The 19,994-nt window shown below is 64.4% G+C and carries 19 protein-coding genes; 3 read left to right on the top strand and 16 right to left on the bottom strand.

Annotation, left to right across the window (positions count from 1 at the left end; genetic code table 11):
- Positions 1-321: hypothetical protein (locus tag IH971_04210; GenBank protein ID MCH7497039.1), on the top strand; the 321-nt coding region annotated here is incomplete at its 5' end.
- Positions 322-646: 325 nt separating this feature from the next.
- Positions 647-883: a 50S ribosomal protein L28 gene (rpmB, locus tag IH971_04215; protein ID MCH7497040.1), complete on the top strand. Its 237-nt coding sequence runs from the start codon at positions 647-649 to the stop codon at positions 881-883.
- 106 nt (positions 884-989) lie between these two features.
- On the opposite strand, the gene ftsZ is transcribed toward rpmB, so the two are convergent.
- Genes ftsZ through mraZ form a run of 15 tightly spaced genes read right to left on the bottom strand, consistent with a single transcriptional unit; the run spans position 990 to position 17,869 of the window.
- Entirely contained in the window at positions 990-2,153 is a 1,164-nt protein-coding gene (gene ftsZ, locus IH971_04220; protein MCH7497041.1) for a cell division protein FtsZ, read from the bottom strand.
- A gap of 47 nt (positions 2,154-2,200) precedes the next feature.
- A complete protein-coding gene (ftsA, locus tag IH971_04225; GenBank protein MCH7497042.1) occupies positions 2,201-3,472 on the bottom strand; it encodes a cell division protein FtsA in 1,272 nt (423 codons plus the stop codon).
- Between the two features lie 3 nt (positions 3,473-3,475).
- The gene (locus IH971_04230) at positions 3,476-4,267 is read right to left on the bottom strand and encodes an FtsQ-type POTRA domain-containing protein (protein ID MCH7497043.1); all 792 of its coding nucleotides are present in this window, start codon (positions 4,265-4,267) and stop codon (positions 3,476-3,478) included.
- On the bottom strand, positions 4,248-5,192 hold the full coding sequence (gene murB / locus IH971_04235; GenBank protein MCH7497044.1) for a UDP-N-acetylmuramate dehydrogenase: 945 nt from the start codon (positions 5,190-5,192) through the stop codon (positions 4,248-4,250). The genes IH971_04230 and murB overlap by 20 nt, the downstream gene beginning before the upstream one ends.
- On the bottom strand, positions 5,189-6,604 hold the full coding sequence (locus IH971_04240; protein ID MCH7497045.1) for a UDP-N-acetylmuramate--L-alanine ligase: 1,416 nt from the start codon (positions 6,602-6,604) through the stop codon (positions 5,189-5,191). Before IH971_04240 ends, murB begins: the two co-directional genes overlap by 4 nt.
- Positions 6,604-7,722 (bottom strand): undecaprenyldiphospho-muramoylpentapeptide beta-N-acetylglucosaminyltransferase, encoded by a 1,119-nt coding sequence (murG, locus tag IH971_04245; protein MCH7497046.1) that lies wholly within the window; start codon positions 7,720-7,722, stop codon positions 6,604-6,606. The genes IH971_04240 and murG overlap by 1 nt, the downstream gene beginning before the upstream one ends.
- Positions 7,709-8,848 (bottom strand): putative lipid II flippase FtsW, encoded by a 1,140-nt coding sequence (gene ftsW, locus IH971_04250; GenBank protein MCH7497047.1) that lies wholly within the window; start codon positions 8,846-8,848, stop codon positions 7,709-7,711. Before ftsW ends, murG begins: the two co-directional genes overlap by 14 nt.
- Entirely contained in the window at positions 8,841-10,235 is a 1,395-nt protein-coding gene (gene murD / locus IH971_04255) for a UDP-N-acetylmuramoyl-L-alanine--D-glutamate ligase (protein ID MCH7497048.1), read from the bottom strand. Before murD ends, ftsW begins: the two co-directional genes overlap by 8 nt.
- Positions 10,236-10,237: 2 nt before the next feature.
- Positions 10,238-11,341 (bottom strand): phospho-N-acetylmuramoyl-pentapeptide-transferase, encoded by a 1,104-nt coding sequence (locus IH971_04260; protein ID MCH7497049.1) that lies wholly within the window; start codon positions 11,339-11,341, stop codon positions 10,238-10,240.
- Between the two features lie 2 nt (positions 11,342-11,343).
- Positions 11,344-12,696, bottom strand: coding sequence for a UDP-N-acetylmuramoyl-tripeptide--D-alanyl-D-alanine ligase (gene murF / locus IH971_04265; GenBank protein ID MCH7497050.1), 1,353 nt, complete (start codon positions 12,694-12,696; stop codon positions 11,344-11,346).
- Entirely contained in the window at positions 12,693-14,165 is a 1,473-nt protein-coding gene (locus IH971_04270; protein ID MCH7497051.1) for a UDP-N-acetylmuramoyl-L-alanyl-D-glutamate--2,6-diaminopimelate ligase, read from the bottom strand. The genes murF and IH971_04270 overlap by 4 nt, the downstream gene beginning before the upstream one ends.
- On the bottom strand, positions 14,162-16,084 hold the full coding sequence (locus IH971_04275; GenBank protein ID MCH7497052.1) for a PASTA domain-containing protein: 1,923 nt from the start codon (positions 16,082-16,084) through the stop codon (positions 14,162-14,164). Before IH971_04275 ends, IH971_04270 begins: the two co-directional genes overlap by 4 nt.
- Positions 16,085-16,119: 35 nt before the next feature.
- The gene (locus IH971_04280; protein MCH7497053.1) at positions 16,120-16,452 is read right to left on the bottom strand and encodes a cell division protein FtsL; all 333 of its coding nucleotides are present in this window, start codon (positions 16,450-16,452) and stop codon (positions 16,120-16,122) included.
- Positions 16,452-17,393 (bottom strand): 16S rRNA (cytosine(1402)-N(4))-methyltransferase RsmH, encoded by a 942-nt coding sequence (gene rsmH, locus IH971_04285; protein MCH7497054.1) that lies wholly within the window; start codon positions 17,391-17,393, stop codon positions 16,452-16,454. Before rsmH ends, IH971_04280 begins: the two co-directional genes overlap by 1 nt.
- A 5-nt stretch (positions 17,394-17,398) precedes the next feature.
- On the bottom strand, positions 17,399-17,869 hold the full coding sequence (mraZ, locus tag IH971_04290; GenBank protein ID MCH7497055.1) for a division/cell wall cluster transcriptional repressor MraZ: 471 nt from the start codon (positions 17,867-17,869) through the stop codon (positions 17,399-17,401).
- 683 nt (positions 17,870-18,552) lie between these two features.
- On the opposite strand from mraZ, the gene IH971_04295 reads away from it, so the two are divergent.
- Positions 18,553-18,972: a DUF2177 family protein gene (locus tag IH971_04295; GenBank protein MCH7497056.1), complete on the top strand. Its 420-nt coding sequence runs from the start codon at positions 18,553-18,555 to the stop codon at positions 18,970-18,972.
- A gap of 78 nt (positions 18,973-19,050) precedes the next feature.
- Here the strand turns inward: IH971_04295 and IH971_04300 are convergent, their stop codons facing one another.
- On the bottom strand, positions 19,051-19,989 hold the full coding sequence (locus IH971_04300) for a helix-turn-helix domain-containing protein (GenBank protein MCH7497057.1): 939 nt from the start codon (positions 19,987-19,989) through the stop codon (positions 19,051-19,053).
- Between the last annotated feature and the right edge of the window lie 5 nt (positions 19,990-19,994).

Genomic DNA, 19,994 nt, shown 5'->3' on the forward strand with positions numbered 1-19,994 from the left:
GACTGGGATATCCTTTTCCTGATCCCGCTGCCCTGGTCCGGCCCGGTGCTGGCGCCGGTGCTGGTGTCCGTAGGAATCATCATGGGCGGGGTCTATTTGCTCGGCTTGCCGCCGGATGCTCCCTCGCCGTTCCGCCGCTCGGACTGGCTGGTGGAGATCGCCGCCGGGCTCGTGATTATCGCCAGCTTCATGTGGAACCTCCCGGCCCTGGCCGCCGGGGAGGCACCGGTCAGTTACCCCTGGTGGCTGTTCGCGTTAGGTTTGGGCGGCGGCGCCGGGTGGTTTGTCTGGCGGGTGCGGGACGCAGGCGGCGCACGCTAGAGGTTCGCGGCCACATGTGTTACTCGTGTGGAGCCACCAAGGACTCGAGCGGCGGCCGGTAAACGGCAGCATAGCAAGCCCGGAGGCTGTGGGAAGGGGATGAACCCACCCTTGAAGCCCCTCCCCCCGCCGTTGGCCGCCGCCTCCCGATTCCCGAAGCATCGGGACGGCACAAGTTACGGCGGGGCGAAGCGGGACAGGCTCGAAAGGGATGGGACTGTGGGGCGTAGACGGGGCGAGGTAGGGCTTTTCACGCCCGGCCCGACGCCGTAACTTCCCGCTGCTGCCGACTGACGGCAGCACAACATTTTGGCGTAGGGAGAGCATGAGCAAATACTGTCAGGTGACCGGCCGGGGGCCCATGACCGGCAACAACGTGAGCCACGCCAAAAACCGGACCCGCCGGCGGTTCGACCTGAACCTGCAGCGGAAGCGGTTCTGGATGAAGGACGAGGGGCGCTTTGTGACGCTTACACTCTCGGCCAAGGGCATCCGCATCATCGACAAGAAGGGCATCGGCGCCGTGGTGCGGGAGCTGCGGGCCAGGGGGGAGAAGGTCTAGCTGTACTGCTGGCCCAATGCCTGCGCGCCGTAGACAAATATAAGCAAAGCCCCCTCGGATCTGCCGTGAAGAGGGGGCTTTGCTGTGCGGGGACCAGTCAACCGGGTCAGGCGGCTGGCTGGCTCCCCGGTCGGGAGGAAGATTGAGCCCGCAGAACGGCGGGCACCTCCAGGTCGTCGCCAAAGACGAGGATTTCCTCATCCTCGCTGTCCACCACCGCCATACCGTCCGCGGGCGCCCGGTGCCGAAGCACCTTGAGAGGATCGGCGCGCCCCGGCAGCCCGTCGGGAGCGGTCAAGCCGTTGGCAGCCAGGGCGGGGATGGGGAGGTCATCCAGGGGCTGGTTGAAGCCGGTGGCGATGACCGTGACGCGGAATTCGTCGGCCAGGCTGGGATCGATGACCGCGCCGAAGATGACATTGGCGTCCTCGCCGGCCTCCTCGTAGATGATGGAAGCGGCGTCGTTGACCTCGTGGAGGCTCATGGAGGGATCACCGGTGACGTTCACCAGCAGGCCCTGGGCGCCCTGGATGTTGCAGTTCTGCAGCAGGGGAGAGGAGATGGCCTGCTGGGCCGCCAGGATGGCACGCTCTTCGCCGTGGCCGGTGCCGGTGCCCATGATGGCGTCGCCCATGTTGAGCATGACCGTGCGCACGTCGGCGAAGTCCAGGTTGATGAGCCCGTGGATGTTGATGAGATCGGAGATGCCCCGGGTGGCCTGGTGGAGGATGCTGTCGGCCATTTTGAGGGCGTCGGTGAAGGAGGTGCCCGCATCGGTGACGTGCAGGAGGGTCTCGTTGGGGATCACCAGGGTCGTGTCACAATGCTTGCGCAATTCCTGGATGCCCAGCTCCGCCCGGCGCGCCCGGTGGCGACCTTCGAACAGGAAGGGGCGGGTGACAATGCCCACGGTGAGGGTGTTTAGGTCCCGGGCGATGCGGGCGATCTGGGGCGCCGCGCCTGAGCCGGTGCCGCCACCCATCCCGGCGGTGACAAAAATCATATCGGCGTCGGCCAGGGCTTTTCCGATGTACTCGTGGTCCTCTACCACCGCCTGGCGGCCGATGTCGATGTCGGCGCCGGCCCCCAATCCTTTGGTGAGGGTCTTGCCGATCTGAAGCTTGACTTCGGCCAGGTTGTTTTCCAGGTCCTGCGCGTCGGAATTGACCGCAATGAACTCGACCCCCAGCAGCTGGTCCTCAATCATGCGGTTGATGGCGTTGCCACCGGCCCCGCCAACGCCAACCACCTTGATCTTTGCCCTCATCATGTCGTAGTCATCGAATTCGAAGAACATAATCGGTCTCCTCTCCTGGGTTAAAACAGCTCGCTAAAGAATTCCTTCACCTGGGTGCCCAGGCCTCTTAAAAACTGGCCGGCCCCGCCGGGACGCGGGGGGGGGCCGTAGGTCTCTTCGTACTCCCGGCCATACAGCAGCAGGCCGATGACAGTCGTGTACACCGGCGAGTTCACCGCGTCTTCCAGGCCCGTCACGTGCAGCGGGTAGCCGATCTTGATGGCGGCGCTGAAGACTTCGCCAGCCTTCTCCTCCAGTTCGGTGAGCAGGGCCCCGCCGCCGGTGACCACCACGCCGAAGGTGAGCCGGTCGCTCACCTCGCTTTTGCGGATCTCGTGGCGACAGAGCTGCAGGATCTCCTCGACCCGGGGCTCGATGACCGCAGCCAGCCCCCGGCTGGAGGAAATCTGCGGCGCGCGTCCGGCGATGCCGTCAATGGTGAGCTCCCGGTTCTCCACCGTGGCGGGGAATTTTGCGTAGCCGAACTGCCGCTTCAGCGCTTCAGCTTTCTCGAAAGTGGTGTGCAGCACCTGGGCGATATCGCTGCTGATGCGGTCGCCGCCGAAGGGGATGATAGCGGTATGACGCACGCCCCCCTCGAAGTAGACAATGACTTCGGTGGTGCCCGCGCCCATGTCCAGCAGCACCACGCCCTGTTCGCGCTCGGTCTGGTCGAGTGCGGCGTAGGCCGAGGCCAATGGCGCCAGCACCAGCGTCTCCACGTATAACCCCGCTTGCTCGACGCAGCGCACGAGGCTCTGGGCGGCGGCGGCGTTGCCGGTGACCAGGTGGACCCGGGCTTCGAGCCGGTGGCCGATGTGTCCCAATGGAGCCTGGATGCCGTGGTGCTGATCGACGCGGAACTCCTGGGTCAGAACATGGAGGATTTCCCGCTCGGTGGGCAGGGTAATGGCTTGGGCCTGTTCCAGCACACGGTCGATGTCTTCCGCGGTGATCTGCTGCGTGTGGGGCTGGCGGGGATCGCCGCGGCTGATGGTGATGACCCCGGTGTTGTTCATGCTGCGAATATCCTCGCCGGAGAGCGCCACGTAGACGCCGTCCATGCGCACGTCGGCCCTGGTCTCGGCCTCGCTCACGGCCGCTTCGATGGAGGCGATCGTCTCCTGCACGTTCACCACCTGGCCCTTGCGCAGCCCCGCCATGGGTGCGCGGCCCGTGCCCAGGACGCTCAGCTGGCCGTCCTCATCCAGCATGGCAATGGCCGCACAGGCCTGGCTGGTGCCCAGGTCCAGGGCGGAGATCATGCGCAGTTGGCCGTTGTGGTTAGGCATGGCTCAGGCCCGCTCCCGCACCACCACCTGGCGGTCGTAGCGCAAATCGATGTAGGCGTAGTCCAGCAGGCTGCGCTTGCCGGAGAGGGTGTTTAGAAAGGCATCCAGCGTGGCAATGCGCAACAGCAGGTCGCGCTGCCCCAGCCTTACGGGCGTGGAGGTCTCGGCCATGTAGAGGGTGATCTCGCCGTCCCGGCCAAAGACCACCTCGCTGAGCTCGCTGTACAGCATGGGAAAGGAGTTCCGGATGTAGGTGAGGAGGTCCCAGGCCCTTTGCAGCTGGCCGTGACCCTCGATGCTGCCTTTGGACAGCGCGGTCAAGGCCGAGTCGGTGCCGGTCACCGTGGGCAGTTCCAGCTCGAACCGGCCACGGGGCAGAGGCAGGGCCACCCCCTCGGCGCTGATAATGAAATATTCCGGCGCAGCCACATAGGCCAAGGGCTGATTTTCGACGATGTCGATGTAAATCCGGTGGGGAAATTTTCGGCCCAAGCGGACGCCGTAGACGTATTGCAGCAGCTCTACCCGCCGTTGCACAGCCGGCAGGTCGACATGGAAAATGGACCCGGTGAGGGGCAGCGCCATGGCCTTGATCACTTCCGAGCGGGTCAAGATATTGTTCCCCCGCACCTCGACGCGCCGCAGTTGGAATACGCCGATGGACTCGATGTATGCCAGCGCCGCGCTGCCCACCAGCCAGCCGGTGGCAGCCAGCGCCACGGCCAGCAGCCCCGTGCGCACCCGGCGCAGCTGCACCCCGAGGCGCGACCGGCCCCTACTGCGTGAAGCCGGCATGGTCCCACGTACCCGGCTCAAAGCCGAGGGTCTTGATCTCCAGTTCCAGCTGCGTGCCAAACTGCTGTTTCACGGTGCGCGCGGCGAGGGTAATCAAATAAACCATCTCTTCGGCAGTGGCCCTGTTGTGGTTGATGAAAAAGTTGCCGTGCTTGGTGGAAATCTCGGCATCACCCCGCCGCGTGCCCTTCAGGCCGGCCTGGTCGATGAGCATGCCGGCAGCCCGGTCCGGCGCCGGGTTCTTGAAGACGCTGCCCGCGGACCGGTGCTTCAACGGCTGCCGGGACTTCCGCTCCTGCGAGGTCTGCTTGCGCAGGCGGGCCATCTTGTCCGCCAGGCCGGGCTCGAACTGAAACTCGGCTTCGACGATCACTTCGTCGGGGCTGAAGCTGGAGCTGCGGTAGGCGAAGGTCAGTTCGTCGCGGCGGTAGGTGCGGGCTGCGCCCGACCGGGTCAAGGTTTGGACGCGAATCAGGTGGGCTGAAATCTCGCCGCCGAAGGCGCCGGCGTTCATCATCAGCGCGCCGCCCAGCGTGCCGGGAACCCCGATAAGACTTTCCACGCCCGTCAGCCCCATCTGCAGGCAGCGCTTAACCAGGTGGCCCAGCATGACGCCCGAGCCGGCCACCACCCTGCCGCCCTCCAAGTGCAGCTCCTTGAGCGCCCCGGCCAGGGTCACCACCATGCCCGGCACCCCGGCGTCGCTTACCAGGCAGTTGCTGCCCGAGCCCAGGAGAGTTATTGGAATCGTCTCCACGGCGGCCAGCCGCAGCATGCGCCCCAGTTCCGTCTTGTCGCCGGGACGGTAGAAGACTTCCGCCGGCCCTCCAATGCCGTAGGTCGTGTGCCGGCTCATGGGTTCGTCGAAAAGCAACTCACCCCCTGCCAGGGGGCCGCGGACGGTGTCCTGTTGTTGCCGATTCACCGGCCGGCCCGCCTGTTCCCGGCACTTCCGCCGGAGCGACGGGCAGCAAATGCCTTGCGGATGCCGGCGTTATACCGGGTGATGTCGCCGGCGCCCAGCGTAAGGACGATGTCCGATTCCTGGAGGAGCGGTGCAACGGCCTTGGCCAGATCGTTCTTGTCGGCCGTGTAGGTAACCTGCTTGTGACCGAAGCGGGCGGCGTCCCGGGCGATGAGCTCGCCCGAAATGCCGTCAATGGGCGCTTCCCGAGCCGGATAGACGTCGGTGACGATCAGTACGTCACTGTCCAGAAAGCTGCGGGCAAAATCTTCGTGGAAGTCCCGCGTCCGGCTGTAGAGATGGGGCTGAAAGACGGCCACCAGCCGCCGGTCCCACCCCTGGCGGGCCGCCTTCAAAACCGCGGCCACCTCGCGCGGGTGATGTGCGTAGTCGTCCACAAACAGGACGTTGCCGGTCTCACCCATGATTTCGAAGCGCCGGTTCACGCCGGTAAACTGCTGCAATCCGGCAATGATGTCCTCCAGGGGGACCTGCAGCTCCAGCCCAACGGCCACGGCGGCGAGGGCGTTGCGGATATTGTGCTCACCCGGCACCTGCAGTTTGACCTGCACGGGATCTGCATCCGGCACCCGCAGCTCGAATTCGCTGTGGGCTTCGCGGAAGGCCGGCTTGCGGGCCTGCACGTCAGCCTGGGGCGCCAGGCCGTAGGTGGTGATAGGCCGCTGCACCCGAGGGAGCAGCGCCTGCAAATTGGGCTCGTCAAGGCAGGCCACCACCCGCCCGTAGAACGGCACCGCGTTCGCGAATTTGGCGAAGGCCGCGCTCAGCTCGTCCATGTTCTCGTAGCTGTCCAAATGCTCCAGGTCCAGGTTGGTGATGACGGCCAGCGTGGGGCGCAGCGACAGGAAGCTGCGGTCAAACTCGTCGGCCTCCACCACGATAATGTCGCCCTGTCCGCGGCGGGTGTTGGAGCCCAAGCTCTTCACGATGCCACCGATGACCATGGTAGGGTCCCGCTGAGCCGTGGTGAGCATCGTCCCGATCATGGACGACGTGGTGGTCTTGCCATGCGTTCCGGCCACGGCGATACTGGTCTCCGCCACTTTCAGGAGTTCCCCCAGCATTTCTGCCCGGCGGATGACGGGAATGTTGCGCAGACGGGCCGCTTCCAGCTCGGGATTGTCAGCCTTCACTGCAGATGAATAGACCACCATGTCGGCATCGTTGATGTTGCCGGGGGCATGACCCTGGAAAAAGCGGATACCGCTCTGCTGCAACTTGTGGGTGATCTCGGAGGACTGCAGATCGGAACCGGTGACCTTGAACCCCAGGATATGGAGCAGCTCCGCCATCCCGCTGATACCGATACCCCCCAGCCCCACAAAGTGAATTTTCTTGATGCGCCCGAACATTACGCCGCGGCCAGCCTCAACACGTGTTCAACAATGAGTCGGGTAGCGTCGGGCCGGGCCATGGTGCGGGCGCGTTTGCCCATGGCGCGTAACCTGTCGGGGTAGCGCACCAGCTTGCGCACCGCCTCTTCCAGCGCCCCCGACTTGAGGTCAGCCTGGGGCACCATGCGGGCCGCCTTGCGAGCCACCATGGTGAGTGCGTTTTTGGTCTGGTGGTCCCCGGCGGCGGAGGGCAGCGGCACCAGGATGGCCGGCCGTCCCAGATAGGCGAGCTCGGAAAGGGTGGTGGCGCCGGCCCGGCAAACCACCAAATCACTGGCCGCATAGGCTGCCGCCATGTCGGTGATAAAGGGCACCAGGGTGACCCGGTCGCTGGCACCCACGGCGCGGGCGAGCTGATCATAGTCGCGGGGGCCGGTCTGCCACAGCAGGTGGACGCCCATGCCAGCGGTATAGGTTTCCCACCGGGCGCGAAAATGCCGGTTGAGCGGGCGGCTGCCTTGACTGCCGCCCAACAGGAACAGGACCTGTCTGCGGGGTGGGAGGCGCAGCTGCTCCCGGGCCGCCTCGCGGCTGGGTCCGTCGCCGTTGAACCGGACGGGGTTGCCGGTGAGCACATCGTGTTGGGTGTTCAAGTACTGGGCCGAGGAGGCGTAGGTGAGGCAGACCACATCGGCCCTGGCCGCCAGTCGGCGGGTGGTAAATCCCGGGTAGGAGTTTTGCTCCTGAATCAGGGTGGGAATGCCCCGTCGTTGGGCGGCCCGCAGGGGGATGCCGGCAGCATAACCTCCGGTACCCACGGCCACCTGGGGTCTGAAATCGCGCAGCAGGCGGCGGCAGCGTAGCTGGGAGCTGGCCAGGCGCCAGGGAAGCAGCAGGTTGCGGCCCAGCGCAGCCGGCCCCAGACTCCGCTGGATGCCCCGTATGTTCAGGGGATAGAAGACCTCATTGTGTTGCTTCAGAATGCGAGCCTCCAGGCCATAGCGCGACCCTACGAAACGGATGTCACAGCGCTCCACCGCCTGGCGCAGCCCCTCGGCGATGGCCAGAGCGGGGTAGAGGTGTCCCCCGGTGCCGCCCCCGGCGATCAAGATGCGCAGCCGATCACGTTTGTGCACGGCCATAGACCCCCTGGCGGCGCCACCAGCCGACGTGGGCTGAGGACGAAATATTCAGCAGAATTCCAAGGCTGAGCAGCGTAAAGACCAGATGGGTCCCGCCATAACTGACCAGCGGCAGGGGGATGCCCGTAGTGGGGAAGAGCTCGGTGACGACGGCCGCGTTCACCAACACATACAGCAGCATGTTGAACACGATGCCAAGGGCCAGAAACATGCCGAAGCGGTCGGGCGCGTTTCGGGCGATGGCAATGCCGCGCTGAAACAGCCAGAAAAAGGCCACCAGCATGGCAACGGCCCCCGCAAATCCCAGTTCCTCCCCGATGGTTGCAAAAACAAAGTCGGTATGCGCTGCGGGGAGGAAGAGGCGCTTTTCCACCCCGTTGCCCAGCCCCTGGCCCAGCCAGCCGCCGTTGCCCAGCCCGATAAGCGACTGGGAGGACTGGTAGGCAGTCTGGGGGGAATCCACCCGTCCCAGAAAGGTCAGCACGCGCAGACGGCGGTAGGGCGCGGCCATCATGACCAGCAGGAGGACCGGCAGCGCCACGGCGCCCAGCGCCGCCAGATGCTTCAGCCGGGCACCGCCCAGAAACAGGATCGTGAGGCCCAGCAGGCCGGTGAGCACGGCGGTGGAAAAGTCGGGTTCCAGCACCAGCAGCAGCATGACCACCCCGATCATGACAACCGGCGGCAAGAAGCCGTGTCCCAGACCCGACACGGCGGACCCCTTGCGCTCAAGGTAGGCCGCCAGAAAGATGATCAGGGCGAGTCGCGCGAAGTCGGACGGCTGCACCGAAAAGGGTCCTACCCAGAGCCAGCGGGCCGCCCCTGTTAGTCCGGCCAGCTGGTGTGCCACCAGGGTGAGGGTCAGCAACAGGAGTGCCAGGGGAACCAGCCACCCTGCCAGGGCCTTCAGCCGGTGGTAATCAAAGCGGCTGGCCGCCAGCAGCAGCAGGGCGCCCAGCAGGATGCGCAGCAGCTGCCGCTTGAGGAAGTAGGTGTGGTCGCCGGTTAATTCGGCGGCGGTGTCGGCGCTGGAGCTGTACAGCATGACGATGCCCAACCCCAGCAGGCAGCTGGTGAGCAGCAGGGTAGCCCTGTCGAAGCGGGCGGTGGCGCTAGGCATGCAGGGAGGCCTCCAGGTGATGCTCGATGATGCGCCGGAATGCTTCGCCCCGTGCCTCGAAGCCGCTGAACTGATCGAAGCTGGCACAGGCGGGGGCCAACAGCACCACATCGCCGGGGGTGCTGGCGTTCCAGGCCCGGTCCACCGCCGCCTCGAAGGGCTGCTCAAAGTGGATGGGGACCTCGCCCTGGAAAACCTCCGCGATGGCCAGCCCGGCCTGGCCGTACGTGATGAGCTGCTTCACCCGCTGGTGGATCAGGTCAGTAAGCAGGGTGAAATCGGTGGCCCCCTTGTCACTGCCGCCCATGATGAGGATGATGTCACCGCCGAAACTGGCCAGGGCCATGCGTGTGGAAGCCACATTGGTGGCCTTGGAGTCGTTGTAATAGCGGACGCCCTGCACATCGGCGGCCAGTTCGAGGCGGTGGGGCAGGCCCTGAAAGTGGCGCATGACTCGGGCGATGACTTCGTCGGTGACGCCGAAGAGGTGTGCCGCGGTGGCCGCCGCGAGGAAATTCAGAATGTTGTGGGGCCCCGGCAGGGGCAGCGCGGCAGTGGCTACCAGCCGCTCTCCTTGATGCATGATCCAGCCGTCCTGGTGGACGAACAGGGCGCTCCCGGAGTGTGGGTCTCCAAAGGACGTGGCCCCGCTGCGGCCCTCAAAAGCGGCGCGGAAGAAGGGGTCTTCCCAGTTGTAAACGATCCAGCCGTCCTCGGCAATATTCATAGCCACCCGCAGTTTGGCCTGACCGTAAGTCTCCAGGTCGGGGTAGCGGTCCATATGGTCGGGAGAGAGGTTCAAAAAGACCGCCCCGGCTGGTTGCAGCCGGTCAAGGTGCTCGGCCTGAAAGCTGCTCACCTCCACGACCTGGACGGGGGCGGCAGGGTTGAGGTCGTGCTCCTCCTGAACGTTGCGGGCAAAGGGCACCCCAATGTTGCCCCCCAGGAAGCTGCGGTGGCCCCCCGCTGCGGCCATCTGGTGGATCATGGTGGTGACGGTGGACTTGCCGTTGGACCCCGTCACCGCGATGACGGGCGCTGCGGTGAGCCGGCCGGCCACCTCCACTTCGCTGAGAATGGGCAGCCCGCGCCGTTGGAAAGAGGCCACCAGGGGGTGGGTGTCCGGTATGCCGGGGCTCAAGACCAGCGCCTCCGCGCTGAGCGCCTTCGGCTGGTAGCCCTTGGCGACGGCGATCACGGCGGGAATGCCCACGGCCCGGGCGGTCTCGTCAGCAGACTTGAGGTCGTCCACCAGCGTCACGCGGGCACCGCTGGCGTGGAGCAGGCGACTGGCCGCAATGCCGCTGCGTCCGGCCCCCAGCACCAGGATATCCCGTCCGGTGAATTCCGTCTCCAGGACGGTGTGGTTGGTATCGTTGACGGGCACCACTATATAATCTTGAAGGTTGTGAGGCTCACCAGAGCCAACAGGATTCCCAATATCCAGAAGCGGATGACGACGCGGCTCTCCGGCCAGCCGCGTAGCTCAAAGTGGTGGTGTAGTGGCGCCATACGGAACAGGCGGCGTCCCTCGCCGGTCATCCGCCGGGTGAGCTTGTAATAGCCCATTTGGAGGATGACGCTAGCGGCTTCGGCCACAAACATCCCGCCGACGATGACCAGCAGGAATTCCTGCTTGAGAATGACCGCCATGCAGCCCAGCGCCGCCCCCATGGACAGCGACCCGGTATCACCCATAAAGATTTCCGCCGGTTTAGCGTTGAACCAGAGGAAACCGAGGCAGGCGCCCAACATGGCCATGGCAAAAATGAACAGTTCGCCAGCGCCGGGCAGGTAGAAAATATTGAGGTAGTCGCTGAAATCCACCCGGCCCACCACGTAGGCGATGAGCCCAAAGGCCAGCACGGCGATGCCCATGAGCCCCGTCGCCAGTCCGTCGAGGCCATCGGTAAAGTTCACCGCGTTGGAGGCGCCTGCAATCACCAGGATCACCAGCGGTATGTAGAGCGGGCCCAGGTCCAGCGAGCCGTTGGCCACGAACGGCACGCCCACTGATGAGCGAATGGCAGTGTCCGCAGGGAAGAAGTAGAGCCAGCCGCCGATGACCAGCCCCAGGCCGATCTGGCCTGCCAGCTTGTAGCGCCCGATGAGTCCATCGGGCAGCTTGCGCACGACCTTAAGGTAGTCGTCCAGCAGGCCCACCAGACCCATCCAGAGCAGCGCCAGCATGACCATCTGTATGTAGGGCTGATCGAGGCGGGCGAACAGCAGCGTGGGCACCAGCACGGCCAGCAGAATGATCGTGCCGCCCATGGTGGGAGTGCCCCGCTTGGTGGCGTGCGTGGAGGGACCCGTTGCACGGATGGCTTCGCCGATCTGCAGCCGGGTAAGCAGTCTGATGAGCGCCGGGCCGATCCAGAAAGTGAGCAAGAGCGCCGTTACGGCCGCCGCCCCGCCGCGGAAAGTGATGTAGCGCAACAGGTTGAATCCGATGAACCAGTCCCTGAGCGGCAGCAAGAAGTGCACAAGCATGGCTAGCGGCTGAAGACCTCCCTTATGACGGCGTCCATGGCCATGCCCCGACTGCCCTTGACGTAGACCACGTCGCCACTGCTCAGGGAACGGCTGAGGCTGAGGGCCAGCTCGGAGCGGTCGGTGAAGTGTTGGGCCTCCAGGCCGCCGGAGACGGCCGTGCAATAGGTGGCCCGGGTTTCCGGCCCGAAGCACAAGAGGGCGTCAATGCCCCCGGTGGCGGCGAACGCGCCCACCTGCCGGTGGTACTCCTCCGAATGGCGGCCCAGCTCCAGCATGTCGCCCAATACGGCGATGCGCCGGCCCCGGGAGGGGAACTGCTGCAGGTTTTCCAGCCCCTCCAGCGTGGAGGCCAGATTGGCATTGTAAGAGTCGTCGATAACGGTAATATCGTCAAACTGAATAATCTCTCCCCGGCCCGCCGGCAGGGCAAAAGCCTCGATGGCCGCCTTGATGGCCGCGGGGGGGACCTCCAGCAGCAGCCCCAGGGCCGTGGCCGCCAGTGCATTCCGGGCCAGGATTGCACCGGGCTGCGGCAAACGGATATCCAGTATGGGGTCGATCACCAACCGGCTCAGGTTATTCCTTACCTCGTGCCGCCCCATCACATCGGCCTGGGCCTGCAGGCTGTAGGTGAAGCGCCGCGCCGCGGTTGGCATGGCGGCGACGTCCCCATCGTCCAGGTTCACCACGGCGGTGCCCAGGTCCGTCAGTGCGCCGAACAGGGCCGCTTTCTCCCGGGCGACGCCAGCCTGGTCAATGAGCTGGTCAAGGTGGGTCGCGCTCACGTTGGTGATGAGGCCCACAGCTGGCCGGGCCAGGCCGGCAAGGTAGGCGATTTCGCCGGGCCGGTTGGAGCCCAGTTCCAGCACCGCCAGTTGATGGGCCGGGCCCAGGCGGAAGAGGGTCAAGGGCAGGCCGATGGTACTGTTGAGGCTGCTTTCGGTCCCCAGCACGCGGAACTTTTGTGCCAGCACAGCCAGCGCCAGGTTTTTGGTGGTGGTCTTCCCGTTGGAGCCCGTGATGGCCACCACCGGAATACTAAATTGGTCACGCCAGGCCTGTGCCAGTGCGCCCATCTCGCGCACCACATCGTGCACTTCAATGACCGCGACCCCGGCGGGCAGCGCGGCCACCGGGTGCTGGATCATCACGGCGACGGCGCCCGCCGCCACGGCCGCTGGAATAAAGTCGTGCCCGTCATTGTGGCTGCCCACGATGGGCAGGAACAGGTCGCCGGCCTGCACCCGGCGCGAATCGATGCTGACGCCGCGCACATCCAGCGGCGACGCCAGGCTGTAGCGCTGGGCCAACAGCCGGGCAAAACGGGTCGGTTCGGCCAGCTCAACTCTCACGGCTGATAGGCCGCCACAATTTCCACATCGTTGTGATCGACTTTCTCGGTGCCGATAATTTCGTAGTCCTCCCGACCCTTACCCAGAATCAGCAGCAGCGAGCCGTCTGTCATGCCCGCCAGCGCGTGCAACAGGGCCTCCCGGCGGTCACTGATCACCACATGGTTGGCCTTCCTCAGCCCTTTCACAATCTCGGCGTTGATCTGTTCCAGCGGCTCCGTGCGGGGATTGTCCGATGTGATGATCAGCTCATCGGCGTAGGTTTCGGCCTGGGCCGCCATGAGGGGTCGCTTGGAGCGGTCACGGTCGCCGCCGGCGCCGAACAGAACCACGAGCCGGGTTGTTCCGGGGAGCAACTGGCGCAGCGTACTGAGCACCTGGGCGTACGCGTCGGGAGTGTGGGCATAGTCGATGAAGACGTTGCCCGGCGCCAGGGACGGGATCGCCTCCAGTCGGCCGGCAACGGCGGTTACGTTGGCGATGCCCTCCCGAATCGCGTCAGGTGGCACGTCCAGGGCGAGGGCCGTGGCAACGGCGGCCATGATGTTCTGGAGATTGTAGGCCCCCACCAACCGGCTTTCGATGGCAATAACCTCATCGCGATACAGCAGCTTTGCCACGGTCACTTTGAGGCTGAGGCCGACATCCGCCGCCCGCAGGTCGTTGCCCTCGCCATGACCATAGGTAACGCTGGGCCCCGGGGCGGCCTGCAGGAAGGCCTCGGCGTGGGGGTCGTCGCCATTGATGATGGCGGGCCGGCCGGGCGGGAGCAGCTGGAACAGCCGCAGCTTCGCCGCCAGGTAGTCTTTGAGGTCGTGGTGGTAGTCCAGGTGGTCCTGGGTAAAGTTGGTCAACACCGCAGCGTCAAATTGCACGTGGTCGACCCGGGCCTGTTTCAGCGCGTGGGATGAAACCTCCATCACCACGCCCTGTATGCCTTTGTCGATGAGGCCGGCGAAAAGCTTGTGCAGGGTATCGGCCTCCGGGGTCGTAAAGCCCACGGCCTCCCGTGTGCCGTTCCAGCGCAGGCCCAGCGTGCCCAGGGTAGCCGTGGGCTGCCGGTGGGCATTCAGAATCGCGCTCAGCAGCTCGGCGGTGGTGGTTTTTCCGTTGGTGCCGGTGATGCCCACCACCGCTAATTGGCGGCTGGGGTGCCGGTAATAGTTGGCGGCCATGCGGGAGAAGGCGGCCGGGAGGTCGTCCAGGCCCAGGTAGGGCAGAGGCTGGGTTCCGTCGGGACCAGTGAGGCCCGTGCCCCCGCGCCAGCGGGCCGGGCCGGCCACGGCCACGGCTCCGTTTTGCACGGCCTGGGGGACAAAGTCGGTGCCCTGAACGTGTTCACCGGGCAACGCCACGAACAGGTAGCCGGGCGCCACCCGTCGCGAGTCGTGGGTCAGGCCGGCAATGTCTGTGGCGGGCAGCGCTCCAACCGTATCGATGCCGTTCATGATCTCCCCCAGTGCCATCACCGGGCAATGCCTTCGGGGCTGAGGGTAATGAGGCACTCCTGATGGTGGTCGACCGGGGTGCCCGGCTTCACCGACTGGCGCACCACGCCGCCCGATCCCTCCACCCGGAGACGCACGCCGGTTTGCCGGGCGAGCTGCAGCGCCTTGCGCAGGCTGTAGCCCCGAAAATCGGGCACCACACCCCATGAAACCGAATGCTCCAGGTAGTTTTGCGTGGTCAACAAGTAAGGACGTCCCGCGGGCCGGGTGGCCCCCACGTAGCGAGTTCTGGGGGGAGCGTAGAAATTGTCATCCAGATTCAGGATCCGCTTGATGGTATTGCGCACGATGGGCGCCGCCGCCTCCCCACCGAAGTGGGTGCCGTAGATGGGGCTGTCCACCGCCACCACACACACCAGGCGGGGCCGGTCGGCGGGAAACATGGCGGCGAAGGTGGCAACGAATTCCCGGTCGGAGTACTTGCCGTCGATAAATTTTTGCGCCGTGCCCGTCTTGCCGGCCAGTCGGTAGCCTGGCAGTCGGGCCTCGCGGCCGGTGCCCTGTTCAACCGCCAGTTCGAGCATTTCGCGCAGCTGCGCCATGGCCGCGCGCGATGCCACCCGTCGAATGATCTCCGGCTGAAAGCGGCGCAGCGTTTTTCCCTGGGGCGACTGTACGCGGTCCACCAGGAAGGGCCGCATCAGCAGGCCGCCATTGGCGATGGCGCTGTAGGCTGAGGCCAGCTGCAGCGTGGTCACTCCGATCTCCTGCCCCATGGCGATTTCGCCGGTGGAGATGGGGGTCCAATCCCGGAGGGCGCGCAGCAGGCCGGGGGCCTCGCCAGGCAGGCTGATGCCTGAACGGGTACCGAAGCCGAAGCGGCCACAGTAGTTATACAGCCGGCTGGCTCCCAGGTCTTCCGCAATTTTGATGATGCCGATGTTACTGGAATGGGCCAGGATTTCGGCAAAGGTCAGGATGCCCCGGGGCGAGGTGTCCCTGATCTTGAGGTTCCGGTAGGTGAACTCACCGTCCTCACAGTAGAATTCCGAGGTGGGGCTGTGGAGGCCGGCGTCCAGGGCCGCTGCCGCGGTGACCACCTTGAGGGTCGATCCCGGCTCGTACATATCGGTGATGGCCAAAAGTCGCTGGCTGGATAGCGGCCCGCTGCGCGGTTCATTGGGGTCAAAACTGGGCACCTGCGCAATGGCGAGGATTTCCCCGGTCTGCGGGTTCATGAGCATACCCTGCACGGAGGCCGGGGACAGCCGCTCGTAGGCCCGGGCCAACTCCTCCTGGAAAATGGATTGGTAGTCCATGTCCAGTGTCAGTCGCACCTGAGCACCATCGCGGGGCGGTTGCCCGCTGTGACCGTATTGAGGGAGGACACGTCCCTTCGCGTCGCGTCTTAACAGTTGCCAACCGCTTTCCCCGCGGAGGAACGTGTCGTACTCCAACTCAAGTCCGGAGATGCCCCGGCCATCTACATTGGTAAAGCCCACCAGGGGAGCAGCCAGTGAGCCGAAGGGGTAGCGCCGCCGGACCTCGCGGCGCACGATGAGTCCCCTGGCTTGCAGCTTCAGCAGTGGTTCGGCCCGCTCGCGGGGCACATTGCGCTCCAGCCAGACAAACGAACGGCCCGTTGCCAGGCGCTGGCGATAGTGGTCCGCTGACCGCCGGAAGGCGCGGGCAAAGGCCTGGACGATGGCCTCGGGCTGCTCCATCACTTCCGGGTCAACGGCGAACGAGTAGTGAATCAGGTTGGCGGTCAGGGCGACGCCGTTGCGGTCAATGATATGGCCGGGAACCGCCGCCAGAACCTCCACATCGGTGCTCTGCAGCTGCGCCCGGCTGGCGTAGTGCTCATGGTTCAGAATCTGCACATAGAACAGTTTCGCCACCACCGCCAGTAGGAGGCCGGTCACAAATACGTTCACCACAATGATGCGCGGCCGGTGCTGAAGATAGAGCCGGGTCAGGGTGTCACCACTTCCAGGTAGACGATAAGCGACTCGGCGGCGGGGGCCACCATACCCAGTTCGGCGCGCGCCAGGTGGGTGATGCGGTCGATTTGGGAGAGTTTGTCGATGATCACCTGCAATTCGCGGTTATCGTTCTCCAGTTCGACGATGAGGCTGCGTTTGTCCACCAGATATGCCGCCATGACATCATTCTGGTTGTAGACCCACAGGTAGGTGATGGCGGCGCTGACCAGGAAGAAGGTCCAGAAGAAAAAGGTCGTGAGCGAGGGGCCGCCGCCCCGTCGGGTCGCGGAAGGTGAGCGCACGTGCCGGCGCACACCCGTCATCAGACTCGCTCCGCGGCGCGCAATTTTGCCGACCGGCTGCGGCTGTTGCGAGCCAGTTCCACCGGTGAGGGGGTGAGCGGCTTGCGCGTAACGGGTCGGAAAGTCGCCTTGTGGTCACACACGCAGGCCGGCAGTTCCGGCGGACAGATGCAATCCTTTGATTCCCGGGCGATGAACTGCTTCACCAGGCGATCTTCCAGCGAGTGGTAGGAAATCACCACCAGGCGCGCGCCCGTTGAGAGTGACTCGCCCAGGCGATCCAGGGTGCTTCCTAGAGCGTGCAGCTCGTCGTTGATATGGATGCGCAACGCCTGGAACACCCGCGCCAGGGTCTTGGTGACCTGGCGAGCCGTGCTGGCGGCCCGCACCGTGGCGGCGAGCGCGCCGGAGGTGGTGAGCAGCCCCGCCGAGGCGTCGCGGTGGATGGCACCGGCGATGCGCCCGGCCTGGCGTTCTTCGCCGTAGCGGGTCAGAATATCGGCCAGTTCATTGAATGATAGTGCGGGCAAAACCTGGGCTAGAGGACGGCCCCGCCCCGGATCGTAGCGCATGTCAAGGGGCTCGTCCACCCGAAAGCTGAAGCCCCGTCCGCTCCCTTCCAGGCTGAAGCTCGACAGGCCCAGATCCAGCAGCAGGCCCTGGCATTGGTTCACCTGCAGTTCGGCCAAAATGGCGGGCAACTGCTCATACGACGCCTGCCGGAGCACCACCCGTTCGGCAGAGGGTGCCAGCCGGCGGCGGGCAATTTCCAGAGCTTTTGGGTCGAGGTCGAGGCCCAGCAAGCGTCCCCGGGCGGAAAGCTGACCCAGGATTGCCGCCGCATGGCCGCCCGTGCCTGCGGTGCCGTCCACGTACCAGCCGTCGGTTGTGGTCATCAGCTCAGCCAGCACCTCGTCCACCATCACCGGCGCGTGAAGGGTCTCCGTGGCGGTTGCACTCATGGCTCCTAAAGATTGATCTCCGAAGCGATTATTTCCAGCTCCTCCTGGCGGCCATCGAACTGGCTGTTCAGCTCCTCAAGCCGCTTTTGATCCCATATTTCGATATATTTGATCATGCCAACAATTTCCACACTTCGTGAGATGCCGGCATATTCGATCAGGTTTGTGGGCAGGGCCACGCGCCCCTGGTGATCATATTGCACCGTCTCGGCATGGCGCACGATATTGCGGGTGAAATGGCGGCTGAGAGCCCGGCCCTTGTTCAACTCGATGAGCTTGGCTTGAATGCCCTTCCAAACCTCGGCCGGATAGAGCACGATGCACAGGTCGGGACCCCGGGTCACCACAAACGTGCGGTCATTTTCCGGGCTGAGCACCTTGCGCATCTTGGCGGGAATGTTGACCCGACCCTTGGCGTCAAGCATATAACTGTAGCTGCCGGTAAACGAGTTGGTTATAATTGCGTCACTGGCCACGAATAAACCTGCCCCAGCCTAGAGTTGTTCACTCCCCCCGACTGGTCAAGAGGTCAAGAAAAGGGAATTCTACCCACTCTTACCCACGAACGTAGACGTTTTACGGAGCAATGTCAAGACAAATGGGCGCGGAGCGATGGGTTTCCAAGTGGGCGGTTGGGGTGTCGTTTTGGCGGCCGGCGGCCGCCGCCACCCGATGGATTGGGATAAGTCGTGGCCGCCGCCGTGGGCGGGACTAAGCGGGACAGGGCGCACTTCCGGGGAATGACCCGCCCGGTTTACCGCTGAGGCCGGACAGTTACAATGGGCGGGTAGAGGAGTGGGGCCGATGGACGTAAAAGGGCAGGATAGATTCCAGAGTGGGTCTTTTATTCCGCTGTAATACCTTATTGTGGGTTGATATGAAGGTCCAATTCATCCAACAGCCGTTCAACCGGCAGGTTGGGTTGACTCAAGGAATTGAATTCGTCGCGACGGCCCGGTCACCATGATCTGAGCGCCACCTCGTGCGGTCCATCCTCCTGTATGCTCGGCACTCTTTCAAACAAGGAATCGGATAAAGAGTTTGTGTGAGCGCGAACTTAATCTAACTTTGTAAAGCCGGTTATACCTGCGAATACAAAGCTTCGTTATTCGGGACCCTTTCCCGGCATCGGTACGACCAAATCCATAGGAGGAGCGTCATGACTAGGATGAAAATGCTCTACGCCTGGTTGGCAGGGGCAGTTGGTATGATCATACTTGGTGTTCTCTGGCATCGGGTTATCATGGGCGGCTTCTACGATGAACAGGGCGCCGCCATTATGCGGGACGAGCCGAAGATGCTCTTTATAATTCTGGCACTGCTCATCCTCGCTTTCCTGATGGCCTACGCATATCCCATCGGCTATAAAGGGGGCTCGCCCATAACCGAAGGTCTAAAATTTGGGGCCCTTATGGGGTTGCTGGCATTTCTTCCCTTTAACCTGATCCTCCACGGTGCTTATAACCTCCCACTGGCCGGTGCGCTGGTTGATGCAGGCTGGCACGTGGTGGAAGAAGGGGTCGGTGGGGTGATCATCGCCATGGTGTACGGGAGCGGGGCCGCGCCGGAACCAAGCTAGACTAGAGGGACAAACCCACCAGAGGGATCATTCAGGCGGTGGCCAGCTCTGACCTATTTGGAGGATAATAAAGGGTGGTCAGCCGGTCGTGTCGGCGTAGGAGAACACTTCGTATTCGCCCGTGCTGGTCACCCGGAGAATGCCGATTCCGCGGGCCTCGCCAATATCGATGGGGACGCCGTTCAGGTCACCCCTGAGGCGATCGATGGACGTCGTTTGGAGGACCAGAATGTTCTGGATGGTCCAGATGCGGGCCTCGGCGACGGTGAGATTGATGCTGGTGCCCTGACGCCCGTCGATGATGGGTCGAATGACCACGTTATCCCTGGCCGTGAGGGTGAGGCGCACCGGCGGGGTAATAGGGACCCGCCGCATGTGGTGTGTGACGATGCGGTCCTGAGTAAAGTAGCTCGCGGGCAGGTCCACGCCGGCTTCTTCGGGCACGACGGACCTCGATCTGACTGCCCTGGGCGGAGGGAAGCCGCCGGGCTGAGCGGGGCGGGTCGTGGCTGGCGGGACGGGTTCAGCCGGGGTCGGCCGCGGGTTGCCCTGGGCGGGAAAGGCCGGGCCAGCGGCAGAGGCGGGAGCCTCCTGATAGACTCGCCGGGCGAAGAAGGTAACGAGAATCAGGAAGAGAAAAATGGCCGCACCGGTGATGAAATCGCGCCGCAACCGGGCGGGCCCACGAATATCCACCTCAGCTGCGCCGTCCACTTGAGCGGTGGCCCGAGCTTTTGCGCTAGCGTCCAAGGGTGACGCAGTAGACGGCTCGTCGGATTCATCCATGAATTCCGTCAGGCGCTTGAGAGTTTCATCCTCATCGGAGCCAATCTCCCGGCAGTAGCTCCGGAGGAACAACCGTATGTAGGTTGTGGGCAGAACGTCGAACTCGCCCGCTTCCAGGGCCTCCAGGAACCGGATGTTGACCCGGGTCTTGGCGGAGATATCCTCAAGGCGGATGCCCTGGGCGATACGCAGCTGTTTCAACTCGTGGTAAAAGGTGTCGGCCTGTTCCATCAGAG

The sequence above is a fragment of the Candidatus Neomarinimicrobiota bacterium genome, assembly GCA_022560655.1.
In the GTDB taxonomy this organism is placed as follows: Bacteria; Fidelibacterota; Marinisomatia; order SCGC-AAA003-L08; family TS1B11; genus JADFSS01.